The 21,115-nt window shown below is 73.0% G+C and carries 20 protein-coding genes; 8 read left to right on the plus strand and 12 right to left on the minus strand.

The features are described from left to right. The 6 genes from HCN51_RS29260 to HCN51_RS29285 form a co-directional block, all read left to right on the plus strand. Window positions 1-1,033: acetate--CoA ligase family protein (locus HCN51_RS29260; protein ID WP_206068028.1), on the plus strand; the 1,033-nt coding region annotated here is incomplete at its 5' end. A 244-nt stretch (window positions 1,034-1,277) separates the two neighbouring features. Then, the gene (locus tag HCN51_RS29265) at window positions 1,278-1,868 is read left to right on the plus strand and encodes a DUF5998 family protein (RefSeq protein ID WP_080046320.1); all 591 of its coding nucleotides are present in this window, start codon (window positions 1,278-1,280) and stop codon (window positions 1,866-1,868) included. Between the two features lie 406 nt (window positions 1,869-2,274). Beyond that, a complete protein-coding gene (locus tag HCN51_RS29270; RefSeq protein ID WP_168013621.1) occupies window positions 2,275-3,390 on the plus strand; it encodes an alkaline phosphatase family protein in 1,116 nt (371 codons plus the stop codon). Further along, window positions 3,387-4,229, plus strand: coding sequence for a sulfurtransferase (locus HCN51_RS29275; RefSeq protein WP_168013623.1), 843 nt, complete (start codon window positions 3,387-3,389; stop codon window positions 4,227-4,229). Before HCN51_RS29270 ends, HCN51_RS29275 begins: the two co-directional genes overlap by 4 nt. A gap of 167 nt (window positions 4,230-4,396) precedes the next feature. Next, window positions 4,397-5,809, plus strand: a complete 1,413-nt coding sequence (locus HCN51_RS29280) for an alpha/beta hydrolase family protein (protein WP_168013625.1) — start codon at window positions 4,397-4,399, stop codon at window positions 5,807-5,809. Between the two features lie 85 nt (window positions 5,810-5,894). Continuing rightward, entirely contained in the window at window positions 5,895-7,280 is a 1,386-nt protein-coding gene (locus HCN51_RS29285) for an FAD-binding oxidoreductase (protein ID WP_168013627.1), read from the plus strand. Window positions 7,281-7,287: 7 nt separating this feature from the next. On the opposite strand, the gene HCN51_RS29290 is transcribed toward HCN51_RS29285, so the two are convergent. The 4 genes from HCN51_RS29290 to HCN51_RS29305 all read right to left on the minus strand — a co-directional run bounded on the left by HCN51_RS29290 (window position 7,288) and on the right by HCN51_RS29305 (window position 11,928). Further along, the gene (locus HCN51_RS29290) at window positions 7,288-9,810 is read right to left on the minus strand and encodes a CHAT domain-containing protein (protein WP_168013629.1); all 2,523 of its coding nucleotides are present in this window, start codon (window positions 9,808-9,810) and stop codon (window positions 7,288-7,290) included. A gap of 65 nt (window positions 9,811-9,875) precedes the next feature. Then, a complete protein-coding gene (locus HCN51_RS29295; RefSeq protein WP_168013631.1) occupies window positions 9,876-10,319 on the minus strand; it encodes a peptidase associated/transthyretin-like domain-containing protein in 444 nt (147 codons plus the stop codon). Then, on the minus strand, window positions 10,316-10,843 hold the full coding sequence (locus HCN51_RS29300) for an RNA polymerase sigma factor (RefSeq protein ID WP_168013633.1): 528 nt from the start codon (window positions 10,841-10,843) through the stop codon (window positions 10,316-10,318). Before HCN51_RS29300 ends, HCN51_RS29295 begins: the two co-directional genes overlap by 4 nt. A 71-nt stretch (window positions 10,844-10,914) precedes the next feature. Next, window positions 10,915-11,928 (minus strand): S8 family peptidase, encoded by a 1,014-nt coding sequence (locus HCN51_RS29305; RefSeq protein WP_168013635.1) that lies wholly within the window; start codon window positions 11,926-11,928, stop codon window positions 10,915-10,917. A gap of 175 nt (window positions 11,929-12,103) precedes the next feature. Between HCN51_RS29305 and HCN51_RS29310 the strand changes: the two genes are divergently transcribed. Next, window positions 12,104-12,598, plus strand: a complete 495-nt coding sequence (locus HCN51_RS29310; protein ID WP_080046328.1) for a DUF3145 domain-containing protein — start codon at window positions 12,104-12,106, stop codon at window positions 12,596-12,598. Window positions 12,599-13,015: 417 nt separating this feature from the next. Here HCN51_RS29310 and fabF read toward each other — a convergent pair whose 3' ends face one another. The 8 genes from fabF to HCN51_RS29350 all read right to left on the minus strand — a co-directional run bounded on the left by fabF (window position 13,016) and on the right by HCN51_RS29350 (window position 19,828). Beyond that, entirely contained in the window at window positions 13,016-14,248 is a 1,233-nt protein-coding gene (gene fabF / locus HCN51_RS29315; RefSeq protein WP_168013637.1) for a beta-ketoacyl-ACP synthase II, read from the minus strand. A 31-nt stretch (window positions 14,249-14,279) separates the two neighbouring features. Then, window positions 14,280-14,519, minus strand: coding sequence for an acyl carrier protein (locus HCN51_RS29320; protein ID WP_080046330.1), 240 nt, complete (start codon window positions 14,517-14,519; stop codon window positions 14,280-14,282). 121 nt (window positions 14,520-14,640) lie between these two features. Continuing rightward, on the minus strand, window positions 14,641-15,597 hold the full coding sequence (locus HCN51_RS29325; RefSeq protein WP_168013639.1) for a beta-ketoacyl-ACP synthase 3: 957 nt from the start codon (window positions 15,595-15,597) through the stop codon (window positions 14,641-14,643). Continuing rightward, a complete protein-coding gene (locus tag HCN51_RS29330; protein ID WP_080046332.1) occupies window positions 15,594-16,490 on the minus strand; it encodes an ACP S-malonyltransferase in 897 nt (298 codons plus the stop codon). The genes HCN51_RS29325 and HCN51_RS29330 overlap by 4 nt, the downstream gene beginning before the upstream one ends. A gap of 103 nt (window positions 16,491-16,593) precedes the next feature. Next, window positions 16,594-17,718, minus strand: a complete 1,125-nt coding sequence (locus tag HCN51_RS29335) for a PucR family transcriptional regulator (protein WP_080046333.1) — start codon at window positions 17,716-17,718, stop codon at window positions 16,594-16,596. Window positions 17,719-17,821: 103 nt separating this feature from the next. Then, on the minus strand, window positions 17,822-18,253 hold the full coding sequence (locus tag HCN51_RS62410) for a DUF350 domain-containing protein (RefSeq protein WP_080046334.1): 432 nt from the start codon (window positions 18,251-18,253) through the stop codon (window positions 17,822-17,824). Window positions 18,254-18,289: 36 nt separating this feature from the next. Then, window positions 18,290-19,435, minus strand: a complete 1,146-nt coding sequence (locus HCN51_RS29345) for a glutathionylspermidine synthase family protein (protein ID WP_168013641.1) — start codon at window positions 19,433-19,435, stop codon at window positions 18,290-18,292. Window positions 19,436-19,438: 3 nt separating this feature from the next. Then, complete coding sequence (locus HCN51_RS29350; RefSeq protein ID WP_168013643.1) at window positions 19,439-19,828, minus strand: hypothetical protein; 390 nt, start codon at window positions 19,826-19,828, stop codon at window positions 19,439-19,441. A gap of 102 nt (window positions 19,829-19,930) precedes the next feature. On the opposite strand from HCN51_RS29350, the gene HCN51_RS29355 reads away from it, so the two are divergent. Further along, on the plus strand, window positions 19,931-20,956 hold the full coding sequence (locus HCN51_RS29355; RefSeq protein WP_080046337.1) for a PHP domain-containing protein: 1,026 nt from the start codon (window positions 19,931-19,933) through the stop codon (window positions 20,954-20,956). Window positions 20,957-21,115 lie beyond the last annotated feature (159 nt).

Consider the following 21,115-nt stretch of genomic DNA (forward strand, 5'->3'; position numbering starts at 1 on the left):
CGCCGTCGTGATCTACATGCCGCCCATCCCCGGCCGCACCGAGGAGGTGGCCGGCGAGCTGCTGCGGGTCTCGAAAGACTCCGGCAAGCCGGTGCTGGCCACGTTCCGCGGGCACCTGGGCATGCATCCGGCCCTGCGCGTGCCCGGCCCCTCGGCGCCCTCGCGCGGCTCCATCCCGTCGTACGCGGCGCCGGAGGAGGCCGTGCGGGCCCTGGCCCACGTCGTCCGCTACGCCACGTGGCGGGCCCAGCCGGCCACGCCGCCGCACGAGCTCGACGACATCGACACCGGGCGCGCCAGAGAGCTCGTCCGCGCGGCGCTGCCCGACGCGGAGGCCACGCCGGGCGGGTTCGCGCAGGCCGGGCCGCCGGTCGAGATCGACGCCGCCGAGCTGCTGTCCTGCTACGGGCTGACCGTCTGGCCCGCCGAGGTCGTCCGCTCCGCCGACGAGGCCGTGGCCGCCGCCGGGCGCCTCGGCTGGCCCGTCGTGGTCAAGGTGGCCGACCCCGGCGCCTCGCGCCGCGCCGGCACCGTACGCCTCGGTCTCACCGGGCCCGAGATGGTGCGGCACGCCTACACCGAGTTCGCCGAGCAGTTCGGCGAGGGGGTCGAGCTGGCCGTGCAGCGGATGGCGCCGCAGCCGGCCGTCCCCACGGTCGTCGGGGTGATCGAGGATCCCGCGTTCGGGCCGGTCGTGTCGTTCGGGCTGGGCGAGGTGACCGCGCGCCTGCTCCAGGACCAGGGCTTCCGCCTCGCGCCGCTGACCCGCGACGACGCCTCCGCCCTCGTGCGGTCCGTACGCGCGGCGCCCCTGCTGTTCGGCGAGTACGGCTACCCGCCCGTGGCCGTCGACGCCCTGGAGGAGCTGCTCGTACGCGTCGGCCGCCTGGCCCACGACCTGCCCGAGGTGGCCCGGCTCGACCTCGACCAGGTGCTGGTGGGGGAGTCCGACGCCATGATCCTCGGCGCCCGCGCCATCCTCCGCACCCCGGCGGGTCCGCGGCTCGACGTCGGCCCGCGCAGATTGTCGTGAACGGGACGGGTGCCGGCCCCGGGCGGGTTGTCGTGAACGGGACGGTGCCGGCCCCGGGCGGGTTGTCGTGAGCGGGACGCGTGGCCGGCCCGGGGCGGATGCCGGTCCGGGTCGGCCCCTGTCTTGGCGCTCAGCCCTGAGCGAATGAAGTGACCCAAGTGCCCGTAGTTGCCCAGACAAAAGACGTTATAGAGCGTTATGTCCGCCGGGTGAGTGCACCGCCCGGTCCTGGCAGGATGGAGCCATGAGGGAAACCCGAGTCTCAGCCGCGGGCCTGCGTGAAGCGATCGAGCGCAGCGGCTACTACCCCGACCTCGTCACCGATGCGGTCGAATCCGCGCTGGGCAAGGAGGCCGTGACCGCGTTCGTGGTCCACCACGAGGCGACCTTCGATCCCGCGATGGAGGTCCGCCGGCACGTCACCGTCCTGGTGCTGTCGGCGACGCGGCTGCTGGTCTGCCACACCGACGAGCACCCGGCGGTCGAGGGGGTCTCGGCCTCCCACGCCTCCACCACCACCGAGGCGGTGCGGCTGAGCCGCGTCCAGTCGGTGGCCGTCACCCGCGTCGTGCCCGACCCCGCCTCCTACGTCCCCGGCGTCCCTCCCACGGAGGTGACGCTCACGATCGGGTGGGGCGCCATCTCCCACGTGGACCTCGAGCCGGCCACGTGCGGCGACGAGAACTGCGAGGCCGACCACGGCTACACGGGCGCCATCACGGCCGACGACCTGTCGCTGCGGGTCAGCGAGGCCGCCGACGGCCCCGAGGCGGTCACCCACGTCCTCGCCTTCGCGAAGGCCCTGTCCGAGGCCACCGCCCGCGCCACCTCCTGACTCCGCCCCCGTGCCGCGCCCGGCCATCGGGCGTGGCGGCGCTCCGGCAAGGGATCGCCCTGCTCAGGGGCGACCGGCTGATCGGACAGCATCGCCGGCCGGTCGATCGCCTGCTGCCTCGGCAGGCCGGCACCTCCGGGGCCGTCCTCCTGGGCGACCAGCCTGCCCAGCCACTCGCGCACGCTGACGCGGCCTCGACGCGCCGCAGACACGACACCGAGGACGGCACTGCCGAGCAGCCCCTGCCCGTGCGGCAGGATCAGCGGCGGCACCAGCGGCGGCATCAGCGTCTGACGTCGGCGTCTGGCATCGGCGGCGGGATAACGGGATAAGCGGTGGGACCCACGGTGGGATCAGGCGAAAGATCACCGCGAGCCGAGATCACGCTGGGTCTAGACTGAGGCCCATGCTGCTGCCGGGATACGGCGGTGCGTCGCTGGCGGAGGTGCCGCGATCGCTGCTGGCCGCCCTGGGCCTGCGCGAGCCGAACGCGCTCGCCCTCGAACGGGCCGACCGCGTGTGCCTGTTCCTGGTCGACGGCCTCGGCGCCGAGCTGCTGCGGGCCCACCCCGAGGCGGCGCCGTTCCTGACGTCCGGCATGACCGCCCGCACGCTCACCGCCGGGTTCCCCGCCACCACCGTCACGAGCCTGTGCACGCTGGGCACCGGCCTCACCCCCGGCGAGCACGGCATGGTCGGGCTGATGCTGGCCGTCCCCGGCACCGGCCACCTGCTCAACTGCCTGCGCTGGACGCACCCCGACGGCCTGACCGTCGACCCCGACGAGTGGCAGCCCGCCACCACCGTCTACCAGCGCGCCGCCGCGGCCGGCGTCGAGCCCGTCTACGTGGGCCCGGCCCAGTTCGAGGGCACCGGCCTGACCAGGGCCGTCTACCGGGGCGTCCGCTACGTTCCCGCCGACTCGGTCGACGACCGGGTGGCCCGCGTGCACGACGCGTTGCGCGAGCGGCGGCCCGCGTACGTGACCGTCTACTACGGCGACCTCGACGCCGCCGGCCACATGACGGGCTGGGGCAGCGAGGAGTGGCTGCGCCAGCTCGCCCTCGTCGACGACATGGCGCGGCGGCTGGCCGAGGGCCTGCCGCCCGGCTCCGCCCTCTACGTCACCGCCGACCACGGCATGGTCAACGCCACCGAGAAGATCGACGCCGAGAGCGTCCCCGAGCTGGCGGACGGGGTGGCGCTGCTCGGCGGCGAGGCCAGGGCCAGGCACGTGTACGCCCGCCCGGGGGCCGCCGGGCAGGTGCTCGACGCGTGGCGCGAGACCCTGCGCGGCAAGGCGTGGGTGGTGTCCAGGCAGGAGGCGGTCGAGTCGGGCTGGTTCGGGCCGCACGTACGCGACGCGTGGCTGCCCCGCATTGGCGACGTCGTGGCCGTCCCGCACACCGACCTGGCCATCACCGCCCCGACGCGGCACCGCATCGAGGCGCTCTTCACCGGCTACCACGGCTCGCTCACGGCGGCCGAACAGCACGTCCCGCTCCTGGAGGTACGGCCTTGACCAGCCCCTTGATCACCGCAACCGACCTGGCCGCCCTGACGGAGCCTGCGGGGGCGGTGACGGTGCTCGATGTCCGGTGGCGGCTCGGCGGGCCGCCCGGGCTCGACTTCTACCGTGAGGGCCACATCGAGGGCGCCGTCTACTGCGACCTCGACACCGACCTGGCCGCCCCGACCGGCGCTGGTGGGCGGGGCGGCCGGCACCCGCTGCCGGACGCGGCGGCGTTCGAGAGCGCCATGCGCCGGCTCGGCGTCTCCGGCGGGCGCCCGGTGGTCGTCTACGACGACGCGGGCGCCACGGTCGCCGCCCGCGCGTGGTGGGCGCTGCGTTACTTCGGCCACCAGGACGTACGCGTGCTCGACGGCGGCCTGCAAGCCTGGATCGAGGCCGGCCTGCCGGTCACGAAGGACGTCCCGCAGCCCGCGCCGGGCGATTTCACCGCGCGGCCGGGCGGAATGCCCGCCCTGACGGCCGACGAGGCCGCCACGCTGGCCGGCCAGGGCATCCTCCTCGACGCCCGCGCGGCGGAGCGCTACCGGGGCGAGGTGGAGCCGATCGACCCGGTGGCCGGCCACGTGCCCGGAGCGGTCAGCGCCCCCACGACCGCCAATCTCGGCCCCGACGGCCGCTTCCTCACGCCCTCGGAGCTGCGTGCCCGCTTCGGAGGGCTGGGCGTGCGGGAAGGCGAGGCGGTGGGCGCGTACTGCGGCTCGGGGGTGACCGCCGCCCACGAGGTGCTGGCCCTGGAGGTGGCGGGCCTGCCCGCGTCCCTGTACGTCGGCTCCTGGTCCGACTGGGTCTCCGACCCGTCCCGCCCCGTCGCCACCGGCGACCGGTAAGCCACAACGGGCCGCCCGCACCATGGTCACAGGCCCGCCAGGACCCGGGCCAAGAGGTCCTACGACCCTGGTCGCACACCGGTCGTAGAGGGTCATACCGGGGTGGCGCACAGCTCTCCGCATTGAGGCCGTTGTCCGGCTGAGATCACTCCGACACCGTGATCAACATGACTGTGACCCTGTTCTTCGGCCTGTCCCTGGCAGAGCTCTTGGCGTTGGCGGCCGCCGTCGTGCTGGTGCTGGCCCGCTGGCTGCCGCCCGGCGCGCGCCGCCCCTCGACGTGGGCGGGCGCGGCGGTGCTCGTGGTGTCCGCGATCGTGCTGGCCGTGCCCGGCCTCCGCTGGCAGCTCATCCCCGTCCTGGTGGGTGGTGCCATCGCGCTGGCGTTCGCCGTTCCCACCCTGCTGCGCAGGCCCGTGCGGCGGGCCAGGTGGTGGCTGGCCCTGCCGGGGTCGGCGGCGTGTCTGGCGCTGGTTCTCGCGGGCGCGGCGGCGGCGTGGGCGCTGCCCTTGCCCGTGTTCCCCGAGCCGTCGGGCGCGCACGCCACGGGCACCACCGTGGTGCAGTGGACCGACCCCGATCGGGCGGAAACCGCCACCTCCCGCACCGACGACAAGCGCACGGTCGTGGTGCAGCTCTGGTACCCCGCGCAAGGCGATCCCGCCGCCCGGCGAGCCTGGTACCTGGGCCGCACGGAGGGGGAGGCCCGGCTCGTCGCCCACGGCCAGGCCGGCTACCTCGGCCTGCCGGGCTTCATCCTCGACGAGGCGGCCCGCGCCCGCACCCGCTCGGTGCCCGACATCCCCGCAGCGGCGGGCCGGTTCCCCGTGGTGCTGTTCTCGCCCGGTCTCGGCGGCGTGCGCACCCAGAACACCGCCTGGGCCGAGGAACTGGCCAGCCGCGGTTACGTCGTGGCGGCCATCGACCACCCGTACGACTCCGCCGTCGTCACCCTCACCGACGGCCGCGCCCTCCGCACCCGGGTCACCGCCACCGGCGACCAGGCCGAGGACAACAGGCGCGCGGCCGGCTGGACCGCGGTCAGGGCCGCCGACCTCAGCTTCGTCCTCACCCAGCTCGACCGCTTGGACCGCGGTGAGATCAAGGGCCCGCTGACCGGACGGCTCGATATCGACCGGGCCGCGGCCACCGGCCACTCCCTGGGAGGCGCCGCCGCCCTGCAGGCCGCCCGCCAGGACCCCCGCTTCGCCGCCGTCATCGACATCGACGGCTACCCCCGGGACCCCGCACCCCGGGCGTTCGACCAGCCCGTGCTCGCGCTCACCCACGACGTGCGGCAGGGCGAGGAGCAGGACTACATCTCTCGCCTCACGCAGGTGCTCCAGCTCAGCACGGCGACCGGCTACCGGCTCACCGTCCCCGGCTCGGCCCACCTCACCTTCACCGACGCCCCGCTCTTCCTGCCACCGCTGCCCGCCCTCGTCGGCTCCCTCGGCCGGACCGCCGGACCCCACGTCACCGCGGCGACGACCGCCGCCTTCCTCGACGCCACCCTCCGCGGCGAACCCGGCGACCTGGCCGCCGCCCTGTCCGAGTACGGCCGCCTGACGGTCTTGTAGCCCAACTGTTGGCCGGACCCACGATTTCGTGTAATGTTGGGCGCGCCAACATTGGTGAAGCCAATAATGAAGGGCGCTCCCTGACATGTCCGAGAAAACTCTGCTCACCTCCATCCACGGCCGCACCCTCTACCCGGGCGACCCCGGCTTCGAGGAGGCCTGCTCCGGCTGGTTGCTGACCGTCGAGCACCGCCCCGCCGTGATCGTGGTGGCCGCCGACGCGGCCGACGTCGTCACCGCCGTCCGGTTCGCCGCACGCACCGGCCGCCCGATCGCCGTCCAATCGACCGGCCACGGCAAGTCCGTGCCCGCGGACGGAGCCGTCTTCATCGCCACCAACGAGCTGCGCGAGCTGCGCGTGGACGCGGCGGCGCGCACCGCCAGGATCGGCGCGGGCCTGCGGTGGGGCGAGGTGCTGGCCGGGACGGCCGAGCACGGCCTGGTGCCCCTGTGCGGCTCCTCCGGCGAGGTCGGCGTGATGGGCTTCCTGACCGGTGGCGGGCTGCCGCTGGCCGCCCGTACGTACGGGTTCGCCGCCGACCACGTCCGCTCGCTCGACCTCGTCACCGCCGACGGCCGGCTGCGCACCGTCTCGCCGGACCGGGAGCCGGACCTGTTCTGGGCGGTCCGGGGCGGCAAGAGCAACTTCGGGGTCGTGGTGGCGGCCGAGATCGAGCTGCTGCCGCTGCGCACCATCTACGGCGGCACGCTCACGTACGGGGCCGAGGACCCGGCGCGCGCGGCCCACGTGCTGCGCTCCTACCTGGCCTGGACGAAGGACCAGCCGGACGAGATGTCGTCGTCGGTGACGCTGATGCGCCTGCCCGACGTGCCGCAGCTGCCCGAGGAGTTCCGCGGGCGTTCGCTCATGCAGATCCGCGTCGTCCTCATGGGGGACGACGCGAGCGCCGTGGAGCCGTTGCGCGCACTGGAACCGGAGCGGGACACCTGCGCCGCCATGCCGTACACGGAGATCACGGGGATCTACCAGGACCCCAAGAACCCGGTGTCGGCGCACCTGCGCAGCGCGTTGCTGCACGAGCTGGACGAGGAGGCGGTGGCGGAACTGGTCTCGCTCATCGACCCGTCGGCGCCGGGAGGGTCGTCCCCCGGCATCGAGCTGCGGCAGCTCGGCGGGGCGCTGAACCGGGCGCCCCGCCGGCCGCACGCGGTCAGCACCCAGGGCGCCGCCTTCCATCTGTGGCTGCGCGTCCCGGCGCCCCCGGGGCAGGCCGTGGCGGCGCGCGAGGCCGCGGACGAGGTGCTGGAGCGGCTGCGGCCCTGGGACACCGGCGCGATGCTCCCGGGCTTCCTGTTCGACCCCGACGCCGCTCCCGACCGGGTCAGGCGCGCCTACACCGAGGCGGACCACCGCCGGCTGGCCGCGCTCAAGGCCGTCCACGACCCGGACGACCTCTTCCGCGTCAACCACCACATCCCGCCACTCGGGGACGATGAGGCATCCAAGTGACGGAGGGTCAGCAGAAGGGCTGGTCGCCCGCGCCGAAGCAGACGAACCCCGTCTCGTCCGCCTTGGCCGCCGCCATGGCCAGCGCCACGTCCGGCGACCGCCCCGCCGCCAGCAGCTCGTGGAACGTGCTCATCACGGCCCGCGCCGTCTCGTCCTCCACCGGCACCATGCCGGCGACCACGCACGCCGACCCCTTGGCCAGGAACGTCCCGGGCAGCCCCAGCGGCGCCCCCTCCACGGGCGCGCGGGACATCCCGGCGTTGCACGCCGACAGCACCACCAGAGCGGCCGAGCGGGAGACGTCCAGCAGGTCGTACGCCATGAGCTGCCCGTCCTCCAGCGTGATCCCGGACACCAGCGGGCTGCGCGCGTGAAAGGCCCCGTGGGCGGCCAGGTGCACGATGTCGGCCGTGCCCAGCGCCTCCAGCACGGGCCGGACCCGCCCGGCCACCTGCCGCCCGCCGGGATGGCAGGCCAGCACGTGCTCCACCTCCGACTGGGCGTGCGTCAGCGAGGGCCCGGCCGCCGCCACCACCCGCGGCGGGCCGCCAGTGCGCGCGGTGCGGGCGGTGCGGGCCCGCATCCAGGCGGCCGCACCGGCCGCGACGCTGACCGGCCGCTCCCTCAGGGCCGGCAGCGCACCCCAGGGCACCGTGTGCAGCGCCCCGACCGGCACCACGACCAGCGGCCGGTCGGCCAGCTCGGCGGCGAAGGGCCGCAGCACCAGCCGTTCGAGCTCGGTGGCCGCCTCCTCGACGTCGGCCCGGCCGCTGTTGCGGCGCAGCGCGTGCCGCAGCCGCACGATGGTGTCCATGACCGGCCGCAGCGGGCCCAGCCGCCGCAGCACCAGCCGGTTCTCGCTCAGCAGGACGGCCAGCAGCGCGTCACCGTCGGCGACGTACTCGACCAGGGCCGCCCGGCCCAGCTCCGCGCGGACGCGTTCGGGATCCACCAGCGCGCACGCGTGCGCGGGAGCGGCCACGGCCCGCCACCGCTCCGCCCACTCGAACACCTCCCTGGGGCACCCGTCGCGCACCGCCAGCTCCAGCCCGTAGGCCGCCAGCCGCTCCCCGGCCCTGGCCGCGTGGGCGCGCAGCGACGGGTCCTCGAACGCCTCGACCCGCCCGCTCACCTCGGCCAGCCCGTCGCGTACCGCGCGGAAGGCGCCCGCGACGTCCTCCTGCAGCGCCGCCTGGAGGGCCAGCGCGTGCTGGCGCACCGGCACGGGGATCTCCGACGCCTGCGCGAGCTGCCTGGCCTGCGGCTCGGAGGCCAGCGAGGTCAGCCGGGTGCCCGCGGGCACCCACCGATCGCGCCGCTCGGCGTGCCGGGTGAGCCGGGCGAGCTGGGCGGAGGCGGTCGGGTGGTCGTCCACGCTGAGCGCCGCCTCGGCCGCCGCCAGCCGCAGCGCCGCGCCCGCCCGGTGGGCGAAGGCGTCCTCCAGCTCGTCGGCGCACGTGATCAGCTCGGCGACCAGCTCGGGTGTGACGGGTTCGAGGACCAGCCGCGAGCGCAGGACGACCTCCTTGGCCAGCGGCAGCCACGACACCCTGTCTTGGGCGGCCAGCTCGGCCGCCGCCTGCTCGGCCACCTGCCTGGCCCGGTGCGCGTCGCCGGTCAGCAGCTCCACCTGGGCCAGCTTCAGCCGCGCGTCGGCCAGCGCGGTGAGCGCCGCCGACGCCTCCAGGTCGGGTACGGCCATCCGCAGCATGGTGCCCGCCTCGCCCGGCAGATGCGCCGCCAGGAGGGCGCCGGCGAAGTCGGCCCGCATCGAGGCCAGCCGCTCGGGGTAGCCGAACAGGGTCTCCTCGGCCTCCCGGTAGTGCCGGAACGCGCCGGCGATGTCCCCCCGGCGTACCGCGAGGAAGGGCAGGTTGGCGGCGGCCAGGCGGGCCAGGTGCCAGAGGCCGGCGAACTGGGAGATCTGCAGGCAGGCGGTGAGGTCGCGCATGGAGGCGTCCCAGTCGCCGCGGTAGGCGTGCACGAGACCGCGGTTGAGCAGGCCGCCGGCCAGGAACCGGCGGTCGTCGATGGTGCCCGGCGCGGTCACCAGCGCCATCAGCGCCCGGTCGCAGGAGGCGATGGCCTCCTGGTAGCGGCCGAGCCGGGCCAGGGCGACCGCGCGCTGGGTGTCGAGCTTGGCGCGGTCGAGCGGCCCCAGGTACGCCCAGGCCAGGGCGGCCAGGCGGAGGGCCTGGAGGGGATGGCCGCGTTCGGTGCGCACGCTGACGAGGGACAGCCGCGCCTGGGCGATCCGGTGCGGCGGGGCGGCGCGGACGGCCAGGGCGTCGCGGAGGTACTGCTCGGCCTTCTCCAGGTCGCCCAGCTCGCGGGCGGCCAGCGCCATCGTCCGCAGGCCCATGACCTCGGCCTCGGGGCAGCGGTGCCGGCGGGCGGACTCGATGATCACCCGACCGGCGCGCAGCGCCTGGTCGGGATCGACCAGGGCACGCATCAGCGCGGCCTCGGCCGCTCTGACGAGCGGGTCGAGGTCGTCGGGCGAGTCTGGTGCGTGCGGTTTTGCGCTCATGGCCGGCCTCGATCCAAGACGGCCGGGAGCGGCGCGAGCCTCCCGGCCGGGTCAGCGGTGGCGGGTCAGGGGCGGATCCGCACCCATGTGGTCTGGACGGGCAGGTGCCCGGGCCGATGGCACACCACGCTGAGCCAGCCGGGTGGCAGGCCCGTGACGGCGAAATGGCCGTTGGGCGTGATGCGCCTGGTCAGGGTCAGGTGCGGGGATCTCACATCGACGAGGGCACCCTCTCCTGGATAGGGGGAGATGTGGCCCGCGACGTCGATGAGCCCGTCGCCCTCGGTCACCTCCAGGTCGAAGGTGAGGCCGGTCGCGACGAAGCGCACCAGGTGCGAGCTGTCGTCGGCGCGCACGCTCCGGATCGTGGTGGCCTCCTGGGTGGCGGTCACCGCATGGGGGAGCCGCAGCCGCCAGACGTCACGCGCGGAGGAGGACACCCGGAGGGGGATCGGATCGGTGCCGGCCTCCAGCCGGAGTGCCGCCAGGAAATACTCGTCGTTGATCATTGCGCTGTCTCCTGTAGCGAGATCAGAGTGCGCAGTTTCTCCAGGCAGCGTGCCTTGGTGGGGCCCACGCTGCCCGCGGGCATCCCGAGCCGCGACGCCACCTGCCGGTTGCCGAGATCGAGGGCGACCAGCTGGAGCAGCGAACGGCAGGGCTCGTTGAGGGTGGAGACGGTCTTCCAGAGCAGCTGCCGGTCGTCGGCCTCCAGGACGACGGCCGCCGGATCGACCTCGGTGACCGCCTCGCTGGAGGAGACCACCGGCAGGTCCTTGCGCAGGAGCAGGAAGGCCTCGCGGCGCACGGTCGTCACCAGCCAGCCTCCCACCGCCCCCGGATCCCTGATGCTCCGCAGATGCTGCAGCAGGCGCAGCCAGGTGCCCTGGACGGCGTCGGCCGCGTCGGCGGGGCTCAGACCGCACGCGCGGGCCACAGCCCACATGCGCGGCCCGAACCTCGATTCGAGCTCGTCCCAGGCCGACCGGTCACCGTCGGCGGCGGCGGTCAGCAGCTCCGCCGAATCGCGCATACGGCCTCCTTTCGCCGGCACGAGGAGGAGATCATTCCTCCACGTGATTGTCCGGGGACTGAGCGTAAACTCTACAGACTCGTGGGGAAGAGAACCCCCAGATCGGGAATTTGCGGGGTCTCCTCGGAGTCAAGGAGGTTCCTGATCCATTCCTTGGCCGGCTCGTGCCTGGCCGCGTCGGCGATCGCGCCCGCCACCAGCGCCGTGGCGAACGACGTTCCGCTCCACGCCGCGTACCCGCCGTACTCGCCCGCGTCGAGATAGCTGCTCGTCAGCCAGTCGCCCCGCGCGCACGCGTCGACCCACGTGCCGTGGCCCGAGTAGGGCGCCCGGCGCTGCTGCGTCGCGTCCACCGCCGCCACCCCCACCACGCACGGCAGCGCCGCGGGCCAGAACGGGCGGTCGGAGCCGGTGTTGCCGGCGCAGGCCACCGTCACGGTCGCGGACAGCGCGCCGATGGCGTCCGACAGCAGGGGCGGCGGCCGGTCGTCGAACGTGTGGCAGCCGAAGGACAGGTTGAGCACCTGCGGCGGCCGCTCCCGCATGCGGTACAGGGCGCGCACCACCGTGGCCTCGTCCGTCAGGCCGTCGCCGTCGAGCACCCGCCCCACGCGCAGCCGCACGCCGGGCGCCCGCCGCGTCAGCAGGCCCGCGATGAACGTCCCGTGCCCCGCCTGCGCCCCCTCGTACGCGTCGGCCTCCTCGGGGCCGACCCCCGCGTACCAGTCGCTGCCGGCCCACCAGGGATGCTTGGTGACGCCGGTGTCGAGCAGGCCCACCACCACGTGCGAGCGGGACTTGCCCGCCTTGTACGGAACGGGCGGGGTGGGGAAGGGCCTGGACGCGGGGCCGCCGAAGAACAGCGGCTGGCCGCGCAGCACGTGGTTGGGGGAGGCGCGCAGGCCCTGGTCGCGAAGCTCGGCGGTGAGCTCGCAGGGGTCGACGCCGGACGACAGGTGCACGACGCAGACGCCGTCGGCCTCCGAGACCGCCTGGGTCCAGCGCGACACGGCGGCGAGCGCGGTCCGGTCGGTCAGGAGCTGACCTGGCCGGATGAACGCCTCGCCGACAGATTGGATTTCCATGGGCGGGTATGTTTCCTGCGTGAGACCGCTGTCACCCGCCACTCCCGCACCAACTTGGTATGGCCCCCCTCTGGTGTCGAGTAGCGACCGACGGTAGTCTCTCCCTAGTCACTTGTGATCATCCCGGGGCGAGGCCGTTGGGGAAGGCGCACCTCGTACCGAAACGGGAGGTCCGGTGTCTGCTCGTGGCGTCCTTTACGTCCACTCGGCTCAGCCCGCGCTGTGCCCACACATCGAATGGGCAGTCGCGGGTGTCCTTGGCGTGCCCGTAGACCTGACGTGGACTCCGCAGCCCGCCGCACCCAACGTCGTGCGCGCGCAGGCGGAGTGGGAGGGCCGCCCCGGCATCGCCGCGGCCATCGCCTCCTCCCTCATGGGCTGGCAGCGCCTCAGGTTCGAGATCACCGAGGACGCCTCACCCGGCGTGGACGGCTCCCGCCATGCCTACACGCCGACACTCGGCGCCTTCACGGCGGTCATCGGCGCCGCCGGCGACATCATGATCCCCGAAGACCGGCTGCGCGCCGCGATGATGATGGCCGCCCAGGGGCGGTGCGTGCTTGAGGAAGAGCTGGACAAGATGCTCGGCAAGCCATGGGACGAGGAGCTGGAGCCGTTCCGGTACGCCGGCGACGGCGCCCCCGTCCGCTGGCTGCACGCGGCCGTTTAGCGGTGAAAGACGCCCATAAGAGGAGAGATGGCGTCAACCTGAAAGAGTGAGAGAGCAGACACCTGCCGCCCGACGGCGCGGCCGCCGCACCGGTGAAGGACGCCGCACTGGTGAACGGCGGGGCGCTGATGGCCGAGCGGCGGGTCGCACGGACGAGTGCTCGAAAGCAGATGCTGGGCTGAGCCCACCAGCCCGTGAACGCGAGCAGCCGCCGGCTCGACAAGCCGGCGGCTGAAGACAAGCGGATGTGCGGCGTGCGGCGACTCGACGTCTTTGGCGAGTCGCGCACCACCGGAGTGCCGGATGACCGGCACCCGCTCACAGACAGGCCATGTCATCCGCGGATGACGCGGCCCATGGCGGCCGACAGGGCAGGCCGCCGGGTGCCCCGGAGGGCGTTCAGGCTCCCGTGAATGTTCAGGCTCCCGTGAAGACGACCGTCACGTTGTGGCCGCCGAAGCCGAACGAGTTGTTGACGGCGGCGATGTCGCCCGCGGGCAGCGTGCGGTTCTCGCCGTGGACGAGGTCGACCTCGATGCCGTCGTCGATGTTGTCGAGGTTGATGGTGCGGGGGACGATCCGCTCCTGGAGGGCCTTGATGGTGAAGACCGACTCGATGCCGCCCGCGCCGCCGAGCAGGTGCCCGGTCATGGACTTGGTCGAGGTGACTAGCGGGTGGGTGCCGATGGCCTTGGCCACCGCCTGCACCTCGCCGACGTCGCCGGCCGGGGTGGAGGTGGCGTGCGCGTTGACGTGCTTGACGTCGAGGCCGGTGATGCCGGCGTCGGTCAGGGCCTGCGTCATCGCCATGATGATGCCGCGCCCCTCGGGCTCGGGCTGCGTGATGTGGTGCGCGTCGGCGGAGTAGCCGACGCCCGCGCAGTAGGCGTAGATCCGGGCGCCGCGCGCCTTGGCGTGCTCCTCGGACTCCAGCACCACGATGCCGGCGCCCTCGCCGAGCACGAACCCGTCGCGGTCGCGGTCCCACGGGCGGGAGGCGCCCTGCGGGTCGTCGTTGCGCTGGGACATGGCCCGGGCGGCGGCGAAGGCCGCCATGTTGAGGCCGTGGATGGCGGCCTCGGTGCCGCCGGCGACGACGACGTCGGCGCGGCCGGCCCTGATCATGTCCATCGCGCTGCCGATGGCCTCGGCGCCGGACGCGCAGGCCGACACCGTGGCGTGCACGCCCGCCTGCGCGCCCAGGTCGAGGCCGATCCAGGCGGCGGGGCCGTTGGGCATGAGCATCGGCACGGTGAAGGGCGACAGCCGGTTCCAGCCGCGCTCCTTCCACGTGTCGTACGCGCTGAGCGTGGTCGAGATGCCGCCGATGCCGCTGGAGACCACCACGCCGAGCCGTTCGGGCGCCACGTCGGGCGCGCCCGCGTCCTGCCAGGCCTCCCTGGCGGCGACGAGGGCGAACTGCTCGCTGCGGTCGAGGCGGCGGGCCTCGGGCCGGGGCAGGACCTCGGTGGGATCGACCGCCGCCGTCCCCGCGAACTTCACGGGAACGGCGTCGATCCAGTCCGTGGTGAGGGTCTCGACGCCCGACTGACCGGCGAGGAGCGCCGTCCAGGTCGAGGTGACGTCTCCACCGACGGGCGTCGTCGCGCCAAGCCCGGTGACGACGACACGTACCCGGTTCGCACTCACGTTTCGCGCTCCTTACTGATCAGTCGGATGTTCAGCCCTGGATGAAGTTGAGGACGTCCTTGACCGTCTTCAGGTTCTTGAGCTGGTCGTCGGGGATCTCGACGCCGAACTCGTCCTGGGCGGCCACGGCGATCTCGACCATGGACAGGGAGTCGATGTCGAGGTCGTCCACGAAGCTCTTCTCAGGGGTGACCTCGGAGGCCGGAATGCCGGTGATCTCGTTGATGATCTTGCCGAGGCCCTGGAGGATGTCCTGCTCGGTGGCAGCCATGTCGCTAGTTCTCCTTCTGATCTTCCGGGTTTCTGTGCGAACGGTGCCGCACAAGCTGGTAGGACGATCGGATCCTACGGGGCGCCCCGGACGGGACCACCATCAGGACCGATCGAAGCACTTAGGGGATCTCGATCACTTGGCCCGCGTACGTGAGGCCCGCGCCGAAGCCGAGCACCAGCGCCAGCCCGCCCGACTGGACTTCGCCGCGCTCCAGCATGCGCGACAGCGCCAGCGGGATGGAGGCGGCCGAGGTGTTGCCGGCGTTGACGATGTCGCGGCCGATGACGGCCTTGTCGGCACCCAGTTTACGGGCGATGGCCTCGATGATGCGCAGGTTGGCCTGGTGGGGCACGAACGCGGCCAGCTCGGAGGGGTCGACGCCGGCACGCGCGCAGGCTTCGAGCGCCACCGGGGCGAGCGCGGTGGTGGCCCAGCGGAACACCGTCTGGCCCTCCTGGTGGAGGGAGTCGTGGCGGTCCTTGATGAAGATCGCCTCGGACTTGTCGCCGGCGCTGCCCCACACCACGGGGCCGATGCCGGGCGTCTCGGCGCGGCCGACGACGGCCGCGCCGGCCCCGTCCGCGAAGATCACGGCGGTGGACCGGTCGGTCCAGTCGACCCACTGCGACAGCTTCTCCGCGCCGATGACCAGCACGTTGCGGGCCGTTCCGGCCCTGACGGCGGCGTCGGCGGTGCCGAGCGCGTAGCAGAAGCCGGCGCAGGCGGCGTTGACGTCGAACGCGCCGGGCGAGGTGATGCCGAGGCGGTGCGCCACGACGGCGGAGGCGTTGGGGATCTGGGTCTCGAGCGTGCAGGTGGCCACGATGACCAGGTCGACGTCGTCGGGGGACAGGCCGCTGGCGGCCAGCGCCTTGCCGCCGGCGATGGTGGCCATGTCCTCGACGGACTCGCCGTCGGGGGCGACCCTGCGCTCCTTGATGCCGACCCGCGACTGGATCCACTCGTCGTTGGTGTCCATGGTCTTGGCCAGGTCGTCGTTGGTGACGACGTGCGACGGCTGGTAGTGGCCGAGGGCCAGCACCTTGCCGCCCGGGGCGATGTCGGGGATCCTCACTTGATCAGCTCCCTGGCCGCGTCGAGGTCGTCTGGGGTCTTCAGCGCCACGGTCTGCACGCCGCGCAGCCCGCGCCTGGCGAGCCCGGTGAGCGTGCCGCCGGGCAGCAACTCGATCATCTTGGTGACGCCGAGCCCGGCCATGGTCTCCATGCAGGCGTCCCACCTGACGGGGTTGCTGACCTGGTTGACCAGTCTCTGGAGGAACTCGGCGCCGGTGGCGACCGCCTGCCCGTCGGAGTTCGACAGCAGGGTGATGCCGGGGTCGGACGGCACGACGTTCCAGGCGGCTTCGCGCAGGCTCTCGACGGCCGGGGCCATGTGGTGGGTGTGGAAGGCCCCCGCGACGGAGAGGGGGATCAGGCGGGCGCGGGCCGGCGCGTCTTCCTTGAACGCGGCCAGCTGCTCCAGGGTGCCGCCGGCCACGATCTGGCCGGCGCCGTTGATGTTGGCGGGGGTCAGCCCGTGCTTCTCGATGCCGGCCAGCACCTCTTCCTCGACGCCGCCGAGCACAGCGGTCATGCCGGTCTCGGTGACGGCGGCGGCCTTGGCCATGGCCTGGGCCCGCTCGCGGACCAGGCGCAGCGACTGCTCGGGAGTGAGCACCCCGGCCAGCGCGGCGGCGGCGAACTCGCCGACGCTGTGCCCGGCCAGCACGTCGGGCTTGACGCCGAGGGCCTCGGCGGAGGCCAGCGCGGCGGCCACGAGCAGGGGCTGCGCGACGGCGGTGTCGCGGATCTCGTCGGCGCCGGCGGTGGTGCCGTAGGCGACCAGGTCGATCCCGGCGACCTCCGACCAGGCGCCCAGCCGGTCGGCCAGACCGGGCAGCTCGAGCCATGGAGTCAGGAAGCCTGGCGTTTGGGCACCTTGGCCCGGAGCGACGAGTACAAGCACAAAAACCACCTTGCCCTGTAGAACTTCGACACGCGGATGGAGATCCGTACGAACTTTGTCCTGGGTGATTTGTAGGATCCCTACAGTGGGGATTTCGGCTTCGTTACGTTAGAGCCGGCCACGTAACGGCACTTTCCGACAATCTGCCCAGGATCAGACCCACCTGGAGCGTGAACGCCGACCTGCCCTCGGTGGGCTGGTAGCCGGTCAGCTCAGTGATCTTCTTCAGGCGGTAGCGCACGGTGTTGGGGTGCACGAACAGCAGCCGCGCCGTCGCCTCCAGCGACGTGCCCTGCTCCAGGTACGTCGCGAGCGTGTCGAGCAGCGGGGTGCCCGCGAGCGGCTGGTACACGTTCTCGATGAGCTGCTCCCTGGCATCGGCGTCGCCGTCGAGCGCCCGCTCGGCCAGCAGGTCCTCGGCGTGCACGGGCCGGGGCGCGTCGGGCCAGCCGCAGGACGCCTTCAGCCCCGCCAGGGCGGCCCTGGCGGACCTGGCGGCGGCGTGCAGGTCGGGGACCTCGGGGCCGATGACGATCGGGCCGACGCCGAAGCGGGCCACGACCTGCTTGGCCGCGTCGTCGACGCTGCCGGCGCCGCCGACGATCACGATCAGCCGGTCGGCCTGCACCCCGGCCAGCAGGTCCATGCCGATGCGGCGGCCCTTCTCGCGCAGCCCGTCGATGACCGCGCGCGGGTCGTCGTCGGGGGCGTGACCGGCGATGACGACCACGGGGGAGGACGTCCAGCCGAGCGCGGCGGCCCACGAGTGCAGGCCGTCGTCCACCTCGCCGCGCACGAGCGCGTCGACGATCAGCGCCTCCAGCCGGGCGTCCCACGAGCCCCTGGCCTCGGCCTCGCGGGCGTAGACGTGCGCGGCGGCGAACGCCACGTCGCGCGTGTAGCGCAGCATGGCCTGCTGGAGCTGGTCCTCGCCGCCGGGCGCGGCCAGCTCGTGGGTCTGCGCCTCGACCACCTCGACCACGACCCGGACGATGTCGACGGTCTGCTGGAGCGAGATGGAGCGCTTCAGCTCGCGCGGCGCCGTGCCGAAGAACTCGATGCTGGGTGTCGGCCGGTCTTCGCCCGCGTGCTGGAACCACTCGACGAACGCGGCGATGCCCGCCTGCGCGACGAGCCCCACCCACGACCGGTCCTCGGCGCTGAGCGCGCGGAACCACGGCAACTGGTCGTCCATGCGCGCCATGGCCGCGGTGCCGAGCGAGCCCATGGCTCGCTCGAGCCTGCGTGTGGTGTCCTCCCGGGTCCGGTCTGTCACGCCTCCTAGAGTGCCAGGTCCCTCCGGATGACCGGAACGGTGGTTCGGGCGTGTGCTAGATCACCGCGACGGCGGTGATCAGGCCGATCGCCACGTGGGTGACCGCGAGCAGCCGCGCGCCCGGCTGCAGGTCGGGCTCCTTGACCAGGTCACGTACGGAGATCCCGACGATCCGGTCGAACACCAGCATGGCCACCGTCTGCACCACGATGCCGACCAGGCCGAAAACCGCCGTGCCGGCCAGCCCCTCGGCGAGCCGGCCGCCGGAGGCCCAGATGGAGGCGGCCACGATCAGGCCGACGGCGGCCAGGGCGGAGGTGGCCAGCAGGGTGGCGTTCGGGTTCCGCTCGCTGCGGATGATCTCGCTCAGCTTGCCGGGGGTGGCCCAGTCGATCACGTAGAAGCCGACGATCATCAGGATCACGCCGACGGCGGCGTAGGCGGCGATGGCACCCGCGCCGCGCGCGAGGGTTTCGAGAAGGGTCACGTCAGTTCCATTCGTGCAAGAGCGTGAGTGTGGGGATCAAAGCGCGATGCGGTGGGGGACGAACGAGGAGGTGTCGTCGGTGATGAGGCCCGTGGTCTCCCGGATGCCCAGACCGGCCGCCTCGGCGGCGACCATCCAGGCGCCGAGCACCGGCCGCTGCCCCTCGAAGACGGGCAGGGCCTCGAAGCCCTGGTAGACGTAGCCCTCCTGGCCGTAGCGGCCCGGCGTCTCCTGGGTGCCCTCGGGGGTGACGATCCGCATGGAGGCGCCCTCCCTGCCGAGCAGCGGCTTGGCGATGTAGGAGGTCAGGTCGCGGGGGCCGTCGAGGTAGGCGGGCAGCAGGTTGGGGTGGCCGGGGTTGAGCTCCCACAGCACCGCCAGCAGCGCCTTGTTCGACAGCAGCGTCTTCCACAGCGGCTCGAACCAGGTGGCGTGCCGTACGGCGTGCCTGCCGAACTCGTCGGCCAGCATCCACTCCCACGGGTACAGCTTGAACACCGAGCGGATCACGCGTTCCTCGACGTCCACGAAGCGGCGGTTCAGGGAGTCCCAGCCGATGTCCTCCATGGCGACGGCGACGGTCTGCAGGCCCGCCTGCTCGGCGGTCTCCTGGAGGTAGGCCACGGTCATGGCCTCCTCGCCCGTCTCGTCGGCGTTGGTGAACGCGAAGTGCGTGGGGCCGGGCGGCAGGCGCAGCTCCCGCCAGCGCTCGATGAGCCGCTCGTGGACGGAGTTCCACTGGTCGTCGCCGGGGAAGACGTCCTGGAGCCAGAACCACTGCACCACCGACGACTCCACCAGCGACGTGGGTGTGTCGGCGTTGTACTCCAGCAGCTTGGCCGGGCCGGTGCCGTCGTAGCGCAGGTCGAAGCGGGCGTACACGTAGGCGTCGCGGCGCTCCCACGAGCGCGCGACCTCCTCCCAGGCCCACTCGGGGATGGCGAAGTCGGCGAAGCGGCCGGCCTCGACCACGTGGTCGACGGCCCGCAGGCACATCTGGTGCAGCTCCTCGACCTGCCGCTCCAGCTCCTCGACCTCGTCGAGGGAGAAGACGTAGTGGACGGACTCGTCCCAGTAGGGCCTGCTCAGCCCGGACGGGTGGGCGGCGCGGTGGTAGGCCAGCCCATGGCTCTCGATCTTCTTCTCCCAGCCGTCCCTGGGAGCGGCGTGCTCGCGGCGCATCGCTCAGCCCCCGCTGGTCCAGCTCCGGCCGAAGCCGCCGCGCTGGATCTCCTTGCCGCTGCGGCTGGTGATGGTCACGTCGGACGGCTTGAGCGTGGTGCCGCCCTCGACGCGGTTGCCCACCCGGCGCCCCCCGTAGTACCACAGGTACGCCCCGCGCGAGCCCCCGTAGTAGTAGCTGCCGCCGCCTCCGTCGTCGTCGCAGTAGTCGTCGTCGACCACCTCGTACGTGCCGTCCTCCAGCTGGACGACGCAGTCGGCGGTGACCTCGTCGTCGTCGACCACGGCGGCACAGTAACCGACGACCATCACGGACAGGACGCCGAGCACCACCAGCGGGACGACCTTGGACGATTTGCGCGGCGGCTCGGTGGGCGCCTGCGGTTTTGCCATCAAACTCCTGCTTTCCTGGGCCGATCAGCCTAGCGGCGGCCCTTGTCCCCGTTCAACGTGTAGAGCCCTGTGCTTGTCGTTCACTTGGGTATGAATGAACGCATGGATCCGGTCGAGGCCCTGCGCGAGATCGCCTTTCTGCTGGAGCGCGCGGGCGAGCCCACGTACCGCGTGCGTGCCTTCCGCCGCGCCGCGGCGGTCGTGGCCGAGCTGTCCCCCGACGAGCTCGCCCACCTGGCCCACAGCGGCGCGCTCGGCGACCTGCCCGGCATCGGGAAGGTCACCGCCCTCGTGATCAACGAAAGCCTCGATGGGCAGGTTCCGACCTACTTGCGCAGAATGCGGGCGACCGAGGGCGTGGAGCTCGACGCCGAGACGGCGGAGCTGCGGGCGGCGCTCAAGGGCGACCTGCACAGCCACTCCGACTGGTCCGACGGGGGCTCGCCGATCGAGGAGATGGCCGAGGCGGCCGTCGCGCTCGGGCACGAGTATTGGGCGCTGACCGACCACTCGCCGCGCCTGACCGTGGCCAAGGGGCTGTCGGCCGAGCGGCTGGAGCGGCAGCTCGACGTGGTGGCCAAGCTGAACGAGCGGATGGCGCCGTTCCGGATCCTGACCGGCATCGAGGTGGACGTCAACCTCGACGGCTCCCTCGACCAGGAGCCCGAGCTGCTGGAACGCCTCGACGTGGTGGTCGCCAGCGTGCACTCCAAGCTGCGCATGGGCGGCGAGGAGATGACCCGCCGCATGGTCACCGCCATCGCCAACCCCCTCGTGGACGTGCTCGGCCACTGCACCGGGCGGGTGGTGCAGGCCGGCGGTAAGCGCGGGGTGAAGCGGCCGGAGTCGGAGTTCGAGGCCGAGCTGGTCTTCGAGGCGTGCCGCCGGTTCGGGGTGGCGGTCGAGATCAACTCCAGGCCCGACCGGCTCGACCCGCCGAAGCGGCTGATGCGGCTGGCGTACGAGATGGGGTGCGTGTTCTCGATCGACTCCGACGCGCACGCGCCCGGGCAGCTCGACTGGCAGCGGTACGGGTGCGAGCGCGCGGCCCGGTGCGGCATCGAGGCGGAGCGGATCGTCAACACGTGGCCGCTCGACCGGCTGCTCGGCTGGACCCGCCAGAACTAGAAAAATGGCGCGTCGTTGCGTGGCGGGAAAGCCGGTTCGGGCGTAGTCTCTGCCGAGAGCAAGCCGTTTCCGGCGGGCTTTCGCCGAGAGGGCCCTGAGGCACTGGCCCAGACGTGAGACCTCTGTGGCCCGGCGGTTACGAGAGTGTGCCCGTGGCTG

This window comes from Nonomuraea composti (assembly GCF_012034275.1).
Classification (GTDB): Bacteria; Actinomycetota; Actinomycetes; order Streptosporangiales; family Streptosporangiaceae; genus Nonomuraea; species Nonomuraea composti.

Bases quoted from the DNA above. Each gene is read 5' to 3' on its own strand.
- HCN51_RS29265 (WP_080046320.1), top strand. From the start codon at position 1,278: ATGAGGGAAACCCGAGTCTCAGCCGCGGGCCTGCGTGAAGCGATCGAG.
- HCN51_RS29270 (WP_168013621.1), top strand. From the start codon at position 2,275: ATGCTGCTGCCGGGATACGGCGGTGCGTCGCTGGCGGAGGTGCCGCGA.
- HCN51_RS29280 (WP_168013625.1), top strand. From the start codon at position 4,397: ATGACTGTGACCCTGTTCTTCGGCCTGTCCCTGGCAGAGCTCTTGGCG.
- HCN51_RS29285 (WP_168013627.1), top strand. From the start codon at position 5,895: ATGTCCGAGAAAACTCTGCTCACCTCCATCCACGGCCGCACCCTCTAC.
- HCN51_RS29290 (WP_168013629.1), bottom strand. From the start codon at position 9,810: ATGAGCGCAAAACCGCACGCACCAGACTCGCCCGACGACCTCGACCCG.
- HCN51_RS29295 (WP_168013631.1), bottom strand. From the start codon at position 10,319: ATGATCAACGACGAGTATTTCCTGGCGGCACTCCGGCTGGAGGCCGGC.
- HCN51_RS29300 (WP_168013633.1), bottom strand. From the start codon at position 10,843: ATGCGCGATTCGGCGGAGCTGCTGACCGCCGCCGCCGACGGTGACCGG.
- HCN51_RS29305 (WP_168013635.1), bottom strand. From the start codon at position 11,928: ATGGAAATCCAATCTGTCGGCGAGGCGTTCATCCGGCCAGGTCAGCTC.
- HCN51_RS29320 (WP_080046330.1), bottom strand. From the start codon at position 14,519: ATGGCTGCCACCGAGCAGGACATCCTCCAGGGCCTCGGCAAGATCATC.
- HCN51_RS29335 (WP_080046333.1), bottom strand. From the start codon at position 17,718: ATGGGCTCGCTCGGCACCGCGGCCATGGCGCGCATGGACGACCAGTTG.
- HCN51_RS29345 (WP_168013641.1), bottom strand. From the start codon at position 19,435: ATGCGCCGCGAGCACGCCGCTCCCAGGGACGGCTGGGAGAAGAAGATC.
- HCN51_RS29350 (WP_168013643.1), bottom strand. From the start codon at position 19,828: ATGGCAAAACCGCAGGCGCCCACCGAGCCGCCGCGCAAATCGTCCAAG.
- HCN51_RS29355 (WP_080046337.1), top strand. From the start codon at position 19,931: ATGGATCCGGTCGAGGCCCTGCGCGAGATCGCCTTTCTGCTGGAGCGC.